Annotated in this window: 16 protein-coding genes; 4 read left to right on the forward strand and 12 right to left on the reverse strand. The window is 62.2% G+C overall.

Annotated features, from left to right (window positions below; translation table 11 throughout):
• Positions 1–306: 306 nt before the first annotated feature.
• Both gdhA and CH285_RS22500 read right to left on the reverse strand, forming a co-directional pair.
• Positions 307–1,650 (reverse strand): NADP-specific glutamate dehydrogenase, encoded by a 1,344-nt coding sequence (gdhA, locus tag CH285_RS22495; protein WP_094643681.1) that lies wholly within the window; start codon positions 1,648–1,650, stop codon positions 307–309.
• Positions 1,651–1,767: 117 nt separating this feature from the next.
• Positions 1,768–3,321, reverse strand: coding sequence for a helix-turn-helix domain-containing protein (locus CH285_RS22500; RefSeq protein ID WP_094643682.1), 1,554 nt, complete (start codon positions 3,319–3,321; stop codon positions 1,768–1,770).
• Between the two features lie 144 nt (positions 3,322–3,465).
• Here CH285_RS22500 and CH285_RS22505 point away from each other — a divergent pair, with 144 nt between their 5' ends.
• Both CH285_RS22505 and codB read left to right on the forward strand, forming a co-directional pair.
• On the forward strand, positions 3,466–3,930 hold the full coding sequence (locus tag CH285_RS22505) for a nucleoside deaminase (RefSeq protein ID WP_217900682.1): 465 nt from the start codon (positions 3,466–3,468) through the stop codon (positions 3,928–3,930).
• Positions 3,927–5,237 (forward strand): cytosine permease, encoded by a 1,311-nt coding sequence (gene codB / locus CH285_RS22510; protein ID WP_094643684.1) that lies wholly within the window; start codon positions 3,927–3,929, stop codon positions 5,235–5,237. Before CH285_RS22505 ends, codB begins: the two co-directional genes overlap by 4 nt.
• 179 nt (positions 5,238–5,416) lie before the next feature.
• Here codB and CH285_RS22515 read toward each other — a convergent pair whose 3' ends face one another.
• From CH285_RS22515 to CH285_RS22530, 4 genes are read right to left on the reverse strand one after another with little or no spacing between them, the layout of a single operon-like run.
• On the reverse strand, positions 5,417–6,139 hold the full coding sequence (locus CH285_RS22515; protein ID WP_094643685.1) for a hypothetical protein: 723 nt from the start codon (positions 6,137–6,139) through the stop codon (positions 5,417–5,419).
• 46 nt (positions 6,140–6,185) lie between these two features.
• Positions 6,186–7,259: a hypothetical protein gene (locus CH285_RS22520; RefSeq protein WP_141215034.1), complete on the reverse strand. Its 1,074-nt coding sequence runs from the start codon at positions 7,257–7,259 to the stop codon at positions 6,186–6,188.
• Complete coding sequence (locus tag CH285_RS22525) at positions 7,256–7,546, reverse strand: hypothetical protein (protein WP_032369083.1); 291 nt, start codon at positions 7,544–7,546, stop codon at positions 7,256–7,258. The genes CH285_RS22520 and CH285_RS22525 overlap by 4 nt, the downstream gene beginning before the upstream one ends.
• Positions 7,543–7,824 (reverse strand): SAV_915 family protein, encoded by a 282-nt coding sequence (locus CH285_RS22530; RefSeq protein WP_230592870.1) that lies wholly within the window; start codon positions 7,822–7,824, stop codon positions 7,543–7,545. Before CH285_RS22530 ends, CH285_RS22525 begins: the two co-directional genes overlap by 4 nt.
• Positions 7,825–8,098: 274 nt before the next feature.
• Between CH285_RS22530 and CH285_RS22540 the strand changes: the two genes are divergently transcribed.
• Positions 8,099–8,917, forward strand: coding sequence for a hypothetical protein (locus tag CH285_RS22540; protein WP_141215035.1), 819 nt, complete (start codon positions 8,099–8,101; stop codon positions 8,915–8,917).
• Positions 8,914–9,291: a hypothetical protein gene (locus CH285_RS22545; protein ID WP_032368975.1), complete on the forward strand. Its 378-nt coding sequence runs from the start codon at positions 8,914–8,916 to the stop codon at positions 9,289–9,291. Before CH285_RS22540 ends, CH285_RS22545 begins: the two co-directional genes overlap by 4 nt.
• A 67-nt stretch (positions 9,292–9,358) precedes the next feature.
• On the opposite strand, the gene CH285_RS22550 is transcribed toward CH285_RS22545, so the two are convergent.
• The 6 genes from CH285_RS22550 to CH285_RS22575 all read right to left on the reverse strand — a co-directional run bounded on the left by CH285_RS22550 (position 9,359) and on the right by CH285_RS22575 (position 13,934).
• Positions 9,359–10,420, reverse strand: coding sequence for an MBL fold metallo-hydrolase (locus CH285_RS22550; RefSeq protein WP_080729071.1), 1,062 nt, complete (start codon positions 10,418–10,420; stop codon positions 9,359–9,361).
• Positions 10,417–11,607, reverse strand: coding sequence for an NAD(P)/FAD-dependent oxidoreductase (locus tag CH285_RS22555; RefSeq protein WP_080729072.1), 1,191 nt, complete (start codon positions 11,605–11,607; stop codon positions 10,417–10,419). The genes CH285_RS22550 and CH285_RS22555 overlap by 4 nt, the downstream gene beginning before the upstream one ends.
• Positions 11,607–11,795, reverse strand: a complete 189-nt coding sequence (locus CH285_RS22560; protein ID WP_032368976.1) for a ferredoxin — start codon at positions 11,793–11,795, stop codon at positions 11,607–11,609. Before CH285_RS22560 ends, CH285_RS22555 begins: the two co-directional genes overlap by 1 nt.
• 10 nt (positions 11,796–11,805) lie before the next feature.
• Positions 11,806–12,336, reverse strand: coding sequence for a VOC family protein (locus tag CH285_RS22565; protein WP_080729073.1), 531 nt, complete (start codon positions 12,334–12,336; stop codon positions 11,806–11,808).
• A gap of 84 nt (positions 12,337–12,420) precedes the next feature.
• Positions 12,421–13,119, reverse strand: coding sequence for a TetR/AcrR family transcriptional regulator (locus CH285_RS22570; RefSeq protein ID WP_032368978.1), 699 nt, complete (start codon positions 13,117–13,119; stop codon positions 12,421–12,423).
• Positions 13,120–13,154: 35 nt separating this feature from the next.
• Positions 13,155–13,934, reverse strand: coding sequence for an SDR family NAD(P)-dependent oxidoreductase (locus CH285_RS22575; RefSeq protein ID WP_032368979.1), 780 nt, complete (start codon positions 13,932–13,934; stop codon positions 13,155–13,157).
• Between the last annotated feature and the right edge of the window lies 1 nt (position 13,935).

A 13,935-nucleotide genomic window follows, 5' to 3' on the forward strand; every position in this document is an offset into this window, starting at 1 on the left:
GTACGGACGCAGAACTGCGCCCGCCGATTCGAGATGACTATTCATTGACCGCTGTTTCTCGATGCGCCGACGGACAGGCATTACCGAGCGCGATCAGAACGGCTGGTAGTCGAAAGAGGTGGCGCTGCAATCGGGTCCAGGACGGAGTCGAGGGACCGAGGATCGAACGAGGTGACGAAAGCGCGAACGCTACCGCACCTCTGCTCCATCGGGGATCACAGCGACACACCTTCTTTCGGTTCGAGCTCGTGCAACCGACTGTAGCCGAAAGAAAATAAAAAGCCAGTCGGTGATGAGGCCGGTGCTTCAGACGATGCCGAGAGCGATCATCGCGTCGGCGACTTTGATGAAACCGGCGATATTCGCGCCGTGGACGTAGTCGCCCGGCTTGCCGTACTCCTCGGCGGTCGCGATGGTTCGGTGATGGATTCCGTGCATGATTGCGGCGAGGCGTTCGTCGGTGTACTCGAAACTCCACGAGTCACGAGATGCGTTCTGCTGCATCTCGAGAGCGGAGGTAGCCACTCCTCCGGCATTGGCCGCCTTGCCAGGTGCGAACGCCACTGAGGCGTCGCGGAAGATCTGGACGGCCTCCGGTGTGGTCGGCATGTTGGCCCCTTCGGCCACCACCTTCACGCCGTTGGAGACGAGGACTTTCGCCGCGTCGGCATCGAGTTCGTTCTGCGTGGCCGAGGGCATTGCTACCTGGCACGGCACATCCCAGATCGAGCCGTTCTCGATGAACGATGCTCCGTCGACGGTCTCGCAATACGCGCTGATGCGTTCGCGTCGCACCTCTTTGATGTCTTTGAGCAGTTCGAGGTCGATGCCGTTGGAGTCGACGATGTAGCCCGAGGAATCCGAGCATGCGATCACCGTGCCGCCGAGTTGATGCACCTTCTCGACCGCGTAGATGGCGACGTTTCCGGACCCGGACACGACCACGGTCTTGCCATCCAGTGAGGTGCCGAGCGTCTCGAGCATGTCTGCGACGAAATAGGCGACGCCGTAGCCGGTGGCTTCCCGGCGTACCTGCGAACCACCCCACGAGGTGCCTTTGCCGGTCAGCACGCCGGATTCGTAGGAGTTGGTCAGACGCTTGTATTGCCCGAAGAGATAACCGATTTCGCGGCCACCGACGCCGATGTCGCCGGCGGGCACATCGGTGTACTCGCCGATGTGGCGGTGCAGCTCGGTCATGAAGGACTGGCAGAACCGCATGACCTCGGCCTCGGATCGGCCCTTGGGGTCGAAGTCGGAGCCGCCCTTGCCGCCGCCGATGGGGAGCCCGGTCAGTGCGTTCTTGAAGATCTGCTCGAAACCCAGGAACTTGACGATGCCCAGGTTGACGCTGGAGTGGAACCGCAATCCACCCTTGTACGGCCCCAGGGCGCTGTTGTACTGCACTCGGAAGCCACGGTTGACGTGCACTGCGCCGGCGTCGTCCACCCACGGAACCCGGAAGATGATCTGACGCTCCGGCTCACACAAACGCTCGATCAACCCGGCGTCGGCGTAACCCGGACTGCGATCGACCACCACTCGAAGCGAGTCGAACACCTCGGTCACCGCTTGATGGAACTCGGGCTCCCCCGCGTTCCGCGCGCGAACTTGCTGGTAGATCGTCTCGATCTGGTCTCGCGTCGACACTCGTGCGTCTCCTATGTGAGGAATGTGAAATAAGACCGTAACAATGACGGACGCGAGATGGGCACACAGGTTGGGGACTCACAGGACCGGATCCACGACGTTCCCGATCGAGTGGGGTCAGCTTCCGCAGCGCGATGTACGCGCGAATGCGGCCTGCGGGTCAACACCTGTCTGCATACGCCACGCCGTCAGAGCGAGTCCCAGACCGGCCAGGTGCGTCGGATCATCGAGCGAGGTGCCCAGGAGCGTGTCGAGTCGCGACAACCGGGCGTAGAGAGACTGTCGCCTGATGCCCAGTCCGATCGCGGTCTGGGCTTTACTACCGCCGTTCGCCACGAAGGCATCGAGGGTTCGCACGAGATCGGCAGAGTGTTCGGTGTCGAAAGCGATCACGTCACCGAGCTGTTCGGTGACGAACTCCGTGATCATGGCCGGTACGCACGCGCCCAGCAACCGTTGAACACCGACATCGCGAGCGCACAGAACACCGGTGCGAGTTCCGAAGCGCCGCGCGATCTGGACCACCTCACGCGCTCGGCCGATCGCATCGGAGATGTGAGACAACCCGAGGACCGGAGCCGACGCACCGATCGTGCGCAATGCTGAACCATGAGATCCGCCGCGGAGCAGAGCCTCGATCTCATTGAACGAGGAGCGAACTCGCGCAGGCGACGGCTGCACCCAACCCTGCGCGAGCACGACGACGTGGTTCGCAGCCACCCCGACCAAACACCGCCCGAGGACGGACTCGACCGCCTCTCGAACCGGAATCAACAGCTCGCGCGCCGGAGTTCGTTGATCGACGTCGACGGCGGCCACCAGAACATGGTGGCCTTCGGTGGGTGCCCAACCGGCTGCGCCGAGGCGCTCGACCAGGTCACCGTGTGAGGTCGACGTGCCTCCCACGAGATCGGTGATCACGGCCTGTGCACGGGACTGCCGGGGACCGAGGCCGGGATGTCGACCGAGTTCCAGAGCTACCGCCACGGCCGCGCAGTGACCGATGGCCGAGCGCCGTGCGGTGGTCCGTCCGGCCAGCACGAGCCGACCGAGCGAGCCCGCGGGTCCGCGCACGTCGAGGACCGTTTTTTCATCGGCCGATCGCGGCGCAGCGGTAGCGTTGTGTTCGACGACGCGGCCCTCCGCGTCGAGCAGATCGACGCCACAGCCGGCCAGCCGTGCGATCGCGTCGAGTAGGGCAGTCATACCCTGCCCCGCCACGACGAGGTCCATGAGCTGATGCCAGACCGGCTCACCGGTGCGCTGCATTCCGAGCCGGCGCCTCATCACGAGGTCGTGGAAGTCCTCGACCATCCGCTCGAAGGGGACGATCGTGTGCAGCGTCAGGAACGCCACCCCTCGGCGACGCGCGGCCTCGACCAATTCCGGCGGTGCCACGAGAAATGAGCGTCCGACTTCCATTGCGAGAGCGGCACATCCCGCGTCGGCCAGTTGGTCGAGGTAGGCGGTCAGCTGTTGGGCCGATCGCCCTTGGAGGCCGAGTCCGGTGGTCAACAACAGCTCTCCGCCCGACAGCAAGCCGCCCATCTCGTAGACCTCGGACGAATGCACCCAGCGGACGACCACGGTGTCGGGTGAGCCCGTGAGTACCTCGACAGCAGCCGCTTCGAAAGACGGCAGCGCCAGAACGTTTCGCAGAGTCGGCAGCATTCGTTCATGCTCCGCCGGCGGGACACAGTGCTCCAGATCGACTATTGCTCGAGTGACACGTTGTCCCTTGGCAATCTGTGCGAGGCCTGGTCGACTGATGGCACGCATCACCCTCACCGTTCGCAGACACTTCAGGAGGACCCCTTGACCGATCCCGCGCACACCGACGAGTACTTCCTCGGACTTGCAATCGAACAGGCACAGATCGGCTGGGAGGAGGGCGGCGTTCCCATCGGCGCGGTACTCGTGCACGACGGCGAAGTACTGGCGGTGGGACGGAACCGACGCGTGCAGATGGACAGCGCAATTCGTCATGGCGAAACCGACTGCATCGAGCGAGCGGGGCGACTACCGGCTTCGGTGTACCGCAAATCCGTTCTCTACACCACCCTGTCCCCGTGCTTCATGTGCGCGGGAACCGCATTGCTGTACGAGATTCCGCGAATCGTCATCGGCGAGAACCGCTCGTTCGAGATGTCGGAGAGTCTGTTGCGCGAGCATGGAGTACAGCTCGACGTCGTCGACGACCCCGCCTGTCTGCAGCTCATGGAACGCATGTTGGCGGAGCGCCCAGGCCTGTGGCTCGAAGACATCGGCGAGGAGGCATGAGCAACCGAGCCGATCACGAATCCACCGCACAGAAGGCCGACGAACCGGTAGACCTGGACTACCCCGTCACGCCCGTGCCCCGCAGTGCCCGCAAGCCGTTCTTCTCGTTGGCCATCGTTCTGCTGGGCTTTACCATCTTCACGCCGACAATGCTGGCCGGCGCTGCACTCGGCACGGCGTTCAGTTTCTGGACCCTCATCCTGGTGATCGTCGCCGGCTCGGCGATTCTGGGCGCGTACGTGGCCATGATGGGATTTGCCGGTGCACGTACGGGTTTGACGACCGTGCTCATGGCGCGTTACAGCTTCGGCACCCGCGGATCCAAGCTTGCGTCGTTGCTCCTCGGTGGTACGCAAATCGGTTGGTATGGCGTCATCATCGGCACCATCGGTGAGCTCACCTCGCAGGCTTTGGGCTGGGAGTCGTATGCCGCGCGGGCGGCGGTCATGATCGGTGCGAGCATCCTCATGTGCATCACCGCCTGCTACGGATACCGCGGGATGTACTGGGTCTCGGTCGTGTCGACGCCATTGATTATTGCCTTGGCATGTTGGGTGGTCTCCCGCTCTCTCGACGAGGTCGGTGGGTTCTCCGGTCTGACGTCGATCGCACCCACGACGACCATGACGGTCACGCTCGCCATCACGACGGTCGTCGGCACTTTCGTCTCCGCGGGGACCCAGGCACCCAACTGGACTCGATTCGCACGATCCGGATCGCAAGCAGCATGGGCGTGCATCATCGGGTTCCTTCTCGGCAACGGAATGATGATTCTGTTCGGAGCGATCGGAGCAATCACGTTCGGTGAGGGCGATTTCGTTCTGGTTCTCTACAACCTGGGACTCGTCGGCTGGGGCTTGATCCTGCTGTTCGGCAACCTGTGGAAGAGCAACGCCGACACCGCATATGCCTTCGGTGTTGCCGGTGCAGAGATGTTCCGGCATCCCCGGAAGGCACCATTCATCATCGGCGGGTGCGTCATCGGGACCGTGCTCGCGCTCGTCGGTGTACACAACCATCTGGTCGACTACCTGAGCTTGCTCGGCACCTTCATTCCTCCGTTGGGCGGGGTTCTCATCGGGGACTTCCTGTGCCGCTGGCGGCACGGCATTCCAGAGGGACACACTCCCCCGCTGGTGCATTGGCGGCATCTCGCGGTCTACGCCTTTGCGGCCTTCCTCGCGTGGTTGTCCGGAGAACTGGACATCGGAATCCCGCCGTTGATCGGCATCGTGGTTGCCATCGCACTGACGATGGTTCTGCAACGACGTGGCTCGGCGTCCGCAGATGGATCCCTAGCTGCTTAGTGTTGGTACTACTGTCAACCCCGACGCCAGTGTTGGTCGAAAAACGGTAGCCGACGCCGATGATCATCACCGGATTGTTCTTCGCCGAGTACGCGCGAGTCAGCGAAGACATGCTCGGCGGTGTATGGGATACCTGCACCGTCCCGAGCGATGCGCCAGCCGAATGCCTGCCGTGCACGCTATATACCGATGCTCGTCAATCTCTCTGCGGCTGCGTCAGTCCCGAGTTCAACGCGGGCCTGCGGATTGTCGATGTAGAAGCGTATCCACTGTTCCAACGTCGCCGGGTGGATATCGAAGCGTCTGCAGTCGAGTTCGATGTACTGGCCTTTCGGCATGAGTTCGACTCTCCAGAGCATGGTTGTGAAGCGCCGGTTCATCTTCGCCAACTCGTCGACCCTTATGAGAACCATCGGGTACGACTCCACCACCACAGCAGTGTCTCTGATGTCCAGCCACGGCACCAGGAGGTCGAATGCCCAGCCGCGGTGGCGAATACCGTCGTCCGAGAGCTCGAGGTAGCCGTTGCGAATACTGCGCAGCAGGATTGGAACCAGGAACGAGGCCATCGACAATCCCATTGCCGCTAGGACCCATCCAGCCCCACCCGAGGTGAAACCCACCGCGATCATGCAAGTCGACAACGAGCTGACTATTACGATGAGCAACCTCAAGCCCACCGGGTTGTAGCGCACAGTCGATCCCTGTACCCATCGGCGGACGTGAGAGCCATTCTTGACAGACGGCACGTTGGTCAACGCGAAAGCCGCTGTGCTGAAGCAGAACACAGCGAATCCGAAAGTCGACAGCGCGGAGGCGACCATTCCCTCCATGACGCTCACCAGGCACAAGTACAGAGCAATCAGCGCCGCGAACCCGAAGATCGCGCTTCGCGCGACCATTGACCCCGGCGATGCCACCCAGCGCCGCAATTCTCTAGGCCGCACGTCAGAAAATCGCATCCCACGCCCCCGTCCCCAATTCCCCGATTGCCGACCCCGTGTCAGCGACTGCCGCAGCACCATCGCCGATCGCGTCGCCGACGCTACCCAGACCTTCTGTGTACAGAGTGTCGACAGCACCGGAAGTGAAGATGCCGACGACCGCACCGCCGGCCGCACCGACAAGAGTCCCGACCCCCGGCACTGGGATCGCGGTGCCGATGAGAGCACCCGCTGCGACTGCCGCCCCGAATCCGAGACCGCCCGACACGATGGCCTGGTCGACTGGTTTGCCCTCGTAAATGTCGTAGGCGATTCCACCGACGGCCAGTGCACCGCCAAGTCCTGCAAAGAACCGGCCCGCTCTAGTTTCGAATCTATCCGCGACGTCTCTGTACATCTCGCTCCTACGCAGGGTTGCCCTGGACTCATCGACATCGCGATAGATCTGAGCTGCAGGAGTTCCGGGCGGGACCGACTGGGCCAGCCGTAGATACTTGGCCGCTTCCTCGGCGAGAAGATCTGCGCGCTTCGTCAGCAGTGACACATGCTTCGAGGCCAGGCCTTCGGCCGCTCCTCCGAGAAAGTCCGAAGCGAGAAGGAACCATCCTTCAGTGACCTCCAACCATGCATTCTTCAGTGTTTCGCCGGCCAGGGTTTCGATCTGTCGCGCCGCATCGGCACCCTGTGACGCCGCCTCGTACGCGAGACGATGCGCCTTGGACTCCCCACCGGGGTCGAGGATGACGTGACCGCTGAGGGTCAGCCCCGCTGCGGCCGCATCGGTCCGAACGTCTGACATCCGATCGTGCGCCCTCTCGAGATCGGAGGCGAAGGCGTCGATCGCGGCAGCATAGGCGCGGGCCGCTACCGCCATATCAACAGTTCGCTGCGCGCCGTGAGTCAATTGCTCGCACGCAAGTCGAGATGCCGGCCCGTCCCAGGCCGAATCCACAGTGTTCCGAATGCAATACATCGTTTCGCCAGTGACGTCGATGTTCGACGCGAGTTGGTCATGTAGCCAGCCGGCTGCCACGCGGACCGAGCCAGGATTACCGTTCACGTGAGTATCGACAGTCACCGATGCTCCTCCCACAGTGCAACATTGACTTGGTCGGCCGAGGCCAGGTCTTGTTCCGAATAGCGATCGACACTGTCCGAGACAACGTCGCCGAAACCCGCGAGCGATAGAGTCAATTGGCCGGCAGACTCGGCGAACATCGACATGATCCCGAGAATTGCTGCAGTTCCTACACCCCCATCGACGTCGCCGGGAATCGACGCCGCCAGTGCATCCATATAAGCCGACGTCTCGGATAGCCGTGCGGCTTCGGACCGCAAAGCGTCCTTGTCCACGTACAACGTCATGATGGTGCCGCCCACTCGTTCTGCGGAACAACGACATCGAGAAGAACAAGGTCGAATAACACGCTTTCTCGAACCGTCATCAACCGCTCGGTTGGCATCACCAGCCAGGGCTCATCCGGGCCAACGCAGGTGCGCAGGCGGTCCAGTGCCGAAAACACCAACAACGCCGACCGTCCGTCGCGTGTGGTCCTCACTCGGACGGTCGCATCATTCGGGGTTACGGCCGACTGGACGCACGGAAAATAGATCACTGGCGGGAAATATGCCGGAACTGCCATGAACGCCCTCCCCTGGTGCGGCACGGACGCCGACTCACTGCATCAGACGCACTGGCGGACCTTGCGGTTCCACCGGACTTCGATCGTCGATGTGGCGCTCCGTGCTCGTCGACCCCACCGCCAACAAGCACCGGTTCGCTCATCGCTGGGAAAACAATCCTGTAAACGAATCACATCGTCGCGACGAGTTGGCCCCGTCCATCGCGGTTCGAACAGACGTCAAGGACTCGGGCGCGCGGCGTTGGGGCACGCGAACCCTTCCTATGATGGAGTCGTGTCCCCTGACCGAACAGATCGCAACCTCGCTCGCGTGATTCCATTGTTCGGTCGCCGAGGATCCCGCGGCACCACGGACTTCGTCGACGACGTCGAGCCGGTGGTCGAGTCTCCGGTCCAATGGGTGACGCCCCAGCACATCGAGCTCGCATCGCTGAATGCCGAGGACGAGTTAGCAGCGCTGACGGCATCAAAACCGATAGCCCAGCTTCGCTCACTCCTCGGCTGGCTCGGTTCCTCACGACCGATCACCGGGAAGGGGGTTCCGCGGCCGGGTTCGGTCAGCGAGCTGGCGAAAGCCGTTGGTGTTGAGCTGAATGGGCGTGAATTGGGGGCGAGATCGATGCTCCAGATCAAAGCCCTGATGACTCTGTGGGATGCGGCGAAGGTGACCGGATTGATCGAGCTCCACTCCACCAGAGCTGTTCCTGGTCCGCATGCCCAACAGTTCGCCCACTCACATGCCAGCTCCCTGGCCGCTCACCGAAGGGCTCTCTCGCACGTCATCGGTCGTTACTTCTTCAGCGAGGATCCCCTCCGTCCGTCCCCGGCTGTCGATGTCGTAGCCGGACAGATCGTTCTCGCCGCGATGACAAGCACTCCGCGGACGCAGCTTCCGGCAGTCGGCCCGGCCGGCGCCGGGGATCTGTACGAACACATCGAGGCGTTGATACTTCGCGGCATGCTGGAGCAGTTCATTGCGGACGGGTGGCTGGTCTGTGACGGCAATTACCGAGTGCCGCAACCCTTTCGCCCGGCCGTCCTGGATGCGATGACATCACTTCCCTATTACGAGACGGACACCACCAACCGATGATCATCACGGGTCTATTTTTCGCGGAATACGCGCGGGTCAGCGGAGACATGCTCGACATCCTCGGCGGCGTCTGGGATACCTGCACGGTTCCTCGCGACAGTCGCATGCTCGAATGCCGGCTGGTCGCACTGTTGCAGACGGGACCCGACGATATCGGTAAGGACTTCCCCGCAACGCTCGAAGTGCTCGACGCGAAGGGCGAACACATCGTCAATCAACGTGGTCTCCAGATCCCCGGTGCCGGATTTACCGGGGAGAATCGATTCTGGTTCCTGCCGATGCAGATGGTGTTCCGCGACGAAGGGCGGCACAACTTCATCCTCAGCGCCGGTGGAGCCACAGCGAGCGTCGGGCTTCGCATCGCCTTCGGCTGACCTCTGGCGCGGTATCAGCTGTGGGATGAGAAGCGTTGTTCTTTCCGACGCCGACTCAAGGCTCGCTTTACGACGGTTCAACCATCCGGAACGAGGCAACACCCCGGTCATCGACATCTTCCGCCAGATGACCTCGCACCACCAAGAGTTCGAGGTGCGCCAGCGTCTCGTTGACAGCCAAAGTGCGGTTGAAGAGATCGAGTTCGGCCAGCGCACTATTGTGCCGAGTCCATGTGGACGCAACGGCGACGTCGTACGCGGTGTGCGCACCCCTCGCCACAGCGTCAGCAAAACCGCTCAGTCGCGTTTCGTGGTGCGCGATTAACTCACGAACCCTGGCGTGCAGCACCGGCATCACTGGGCCGTGCGCGGGAAACATACGCGCGTCGGGCATGTCGAGAAGAGCACCCAGAGACCCAAGATACGAACCGAGAGGATTAACCGACAACACCGACTCGAAGCCAACCGACGGCGTGATGCGCGGCAGCACATGGTCGCCGGTGAAGACTGCCCCGCGTAACGGGTCGACGAACACGCAGTTACCTCTTGTGTGCCCCGGAGTGTGGACGACCTCGAGCGTGCCTTGAGCGACGGAATCCCCGTCGACCAGCCACCGATCGGGATCCTCGAAATCTCTGAAACTCCACGAACGCCACTCTGGCCGCGCTGGCACGTCGTCCGTCCACCCCGTTGCTCCTGCGCGTATCAACGAACGCATATGCGGCTCGTGACCGATGAACTCGGGTTCGGCCGCGCGTCGCAGTGACTCCCGCTCGTCGACGTGCAGGGCTACCTCGGCTCCGGAACAGCGTCTGATCTCGGCTGCGTTCGAGTAATGATCGGCGTGAACGTGCGTCACCGCGACGGCATGAACGGACTCGAATGATTCCCCCAGCGCCGCAAGTCCGCGCGCCAGCGTCTCACGTGCGGCGTCGCTCGACTGCCCCGTATCGATCAGTACGAGCCCTTTGCCCGTCTCGAGCGCGTAGACGTTTATTGCAGCCAATCCGTCGCCTGGCATAGGCAGCGGAATTCGATGCACACCGTCGGCGACCTCGAAAACACCAGCTTCGGTCCAATGCTGCCCTGCGTCGGTCGCCCGACGCAGGGGGAGAACTCCTGCCGTCATGACCGCACCATCATCGATGTACCGATCAAACCTCGAAACTTGGCTGCTTTGTTGGCCTCTCCGATATGAACGACACCTACGACGACCCCGTCCCGGATGTACGCCGCACAGAAGTCCGCGCCCAGGTCACCGTCTGCCACAGTGACGTCAGTACCCAGACCAGGCTGACCGAACGACTGGATCTTCATGTCGAATTGATCGGACCAGAACCAAGGCATCGGAGCAAAAACCTCGGATGCCGGGGCAGTCGTTACCGAACCTGCCAGCAATGACCTTGCAGCGCGTTTCGCGGAGAACATCGGCATCTGCCAGTGTTCGACGCGGCGGGCGACGTCGTCGAACATCGGATTGGGGAATCTTGCGACATCGCCGACGGCCACCACGTCGGCGGTGCCGACAACACGTAAGTCGTTGTTGCACAGCACGCCGTCGGTCAAGTCGAGACCATTGCCTTCCATCCATGAAGTGCTTGGCATCGAACCGACGGCTTCGATCACCATCGATGCCACTATGGCCGATCCATCGCTCAACGTCACGACGGGTGCAAAGTCGTCGCCTTCCACCGCCGAGACACCGACGCCGAGATGAAAGACCACACCGTGGGCTTCGTGCCTGCGCCGAATTTCGCCGCCGACGAGAGCACCGAGCGGCCGCACCATAGGCGCGTCGTCGAGCGCGACCACGTGAACTCGGATTCCCCGGCCGGTCAACGAGGCCGCGGCCTCACAGCCGATGAAGCCGGCACCCAACACGACGACCGTGGCGCCGTCAGCGACGTTCGCTTGGACGAACTGTGCATCGTCGAGCGATCGCAGACTCCTGCAGTCCGCTCGGCCGGCGGTCACCGACAGCCGCCGCGGTTCCACACCCGACGCCGCTACCAGCGCCTCGTACTCGAATGTGGAGCCGTCGTCGGCTGTCAGAGTTCGTTTCGTCAAATCGCTACCTACGATGGGTGTTCGGAGTACCCACCGGTCACGCGCGGAGTTCGATCGTCCCGTCAGAGCCACTGTTTCGTGTACAGCGAGATCGTGCAGTAACGCCTTCGATATCGGTGGCCTGGTGTAGGGCATGTGCTTCTCCGCACCGAATACCGTGATGTCACCTACGTATCCTTCGGCGCGCAAAGCATCGACTGTCCGCAGTGACGCCAGGCCCGCACCCACGATGGCGATGCCGCATGACATCAGCTGCCGACTATCGAAATCGCTTGCAGTGGGCACGCATCGACGGCCGCTTCCACATCTGCACGGTCATCGTCGGAGGGGTTCGACTCGAATTCGAGGCCATTGTCGTTCAATGTGAACACCGTCGGTGCTGCGTAAACGCACTGACCGTAATCCTGGCACAGAGTCAGGTCGACTGAAATCTTCATGTCGCACTCCCTACTGGTAGAACTGCTCGACGAGCTCTTGTTGGAATTTCTTGTTCTCCTCGTTACCCGGGTGCGGCAACCATTTGTCGCCGCCTACCTGGTAACGAGTTGCGAGTTCGATCAGAACCCCGTGGCACTTCTCTTCGGGAATGAAATTCCAGTGCAACCAGGGCATAGTGTCCGGCGAGCTGCTTTCGTCGAGGACGAGCGGCAAACCCGCGTCTCGACACTGCTGCACGGTATGACCGAAATTCGTCGACAGGAACGCAATGTGGTGCACGAACTCGCCACGCTTCTTCAACACCTTGTGCACCCAGGAATCGTCGGTCGCGGGTGCCCACAATTGAATCGACACTCCGGTGGGATCCGGATTCTGGTACGTGGCCCAATTCATTGCGGTCCCATCGGAGGCACCGTTTCCCCTAGTCAAGGCGGTGGTCAATTCAGGGGTGAGGACACCGAGAATGTCCTGCCAGTCCGCAATTGCACGATCTAGATCCCTCACGCACATCGAGACGTGGTCGATATGAACGCTAGCCATCGAGCCTCCTCCAGTTAATTCAACCAATCGGTTGGTGTAATTGTATACCTACAGGTGGGCCATGGTCCACAAAAAAATTTGTTGCTACCGCGTCGCGCGCAACGCGGCAGGACCCGAGGTTCGTACCGCCTCGAGTGACCCTGCCCGCTTCACGCCGTCGTCCGAGACCACGGACGCCAAAATCATCCCCGTCAGCCTTTGGACGAGTTCTTCGACCGACATCCGGCCGCCCACATGGAACCAATTCACCAGCGAGTTGAGCTGCCCCAGAATGGTCCAGGTAGCCAACGAGACGTCGAGGCTGTCGCTGATCAACTTCTCCGCACGGCCCTCGGCAAGTATCGATCGCAGCAGGCCCGTGTATACGTCGCCGAGCTCGGTAATCTCGCGACGTCGGTTCTCCGACAACGCGCGTCGCTCGCGGAACTGAATGCTCATCGACGTGAAGTTGGCGACGGTGAACTCGACGTGCGCGCGCACGAACGCAGTCAATCGATCGAGAGCGTTACCGTCCAAGTCGACTGCATTGCCCACCTCTATCAGCGCAGCATCGAAGGCGCGTTTGATGATCTCGTAGAGAAAATCTTCCTTGGTCTTGACGTAGTGATAGAGGCTTCCCTTCAGCATGCCGACCTCGTCGGCTACCTCCTGGATGCTCGACGCGTCGTAGCCACGAGCGAGGAAAACCGTGGCGGCACCATCGAGGATCTCCTGGAACCGCTGCGGATCGGGCTGGTCCTTGCGCGGACGGCCCGGCCCGCGTCGCGTCGCTTCCTCGACCATGCACACCCCTCTCGACAACGGCGAATCTCTCCACCCTACGACGCCGGCGAAGGTCCGAGCCGCAACGCACCGTCGAGGCGAATCACTTCCCCGTTCAAGAAGCCGTTTTCGACTATGTGCTGGACCAGTCGAGCGAGCTCGGACGCCGCGCCCAACCGCTTCGGGAAAACCGCCTCGCCGATCAAACTCTCTCGGACCGACGGCGCGGCCGCGGCCAGCATAGGTGTATCCATGCTGCCTGGGCACACCGTCATCGATCGGATCCCCCACTCTGCGAGGTCACGGGCGACCGGCAGCGTCATGGCAATCAAGCCGCCCTTGGAAGCCGCGTAAGCGGCCTGGCCGACCTGACCCTCGATACCCGCAATCGAGCCGATGCTGATGACGATTCCTCGGCTGCCGTCGCCGTCCGGCTCGTTCTCGGCCATCGCCGCAGCACAGGTACGAATGACGTCGAATGCACCGATCAGGTTGACCTCCAGGCACTGGCGGTACCGGTCCAGCGGGAACGGGCGCTTCGCTTTGTTGACCACCCGTCCTGGAGGACTTATGCCTGCGCATCCGACAAGCACATCGATGCGTCCGAATCGGGCTACCGAACGCGAGACCGCACGCTCGACCTGATCGGGTACCGAGACATCGACCGGCTCGAACGCGCACGCGTCGCCCAGTTCGCTTGCCAGTTCACCCCCCGCGGACTCCGTGCGGTCGAGGATCACGACGCGACCGCCCTCGGCTACTACCATTCTGGCGACCTGCTCACCGAGTCCCGACGCTCCGCCGGTGACGACGACGACCGAATTTGCTATTCGCATA

Source organism: Rhodococcus sp. 05-2256-B1, assembly GCF_002258465.1.
GTDB lineage: Bacteria > Actinomycetota > Actinomycetes > Mycobacteriales > Mycobacteriaceae > Rhodococcoides > Rhodococcoides fascians.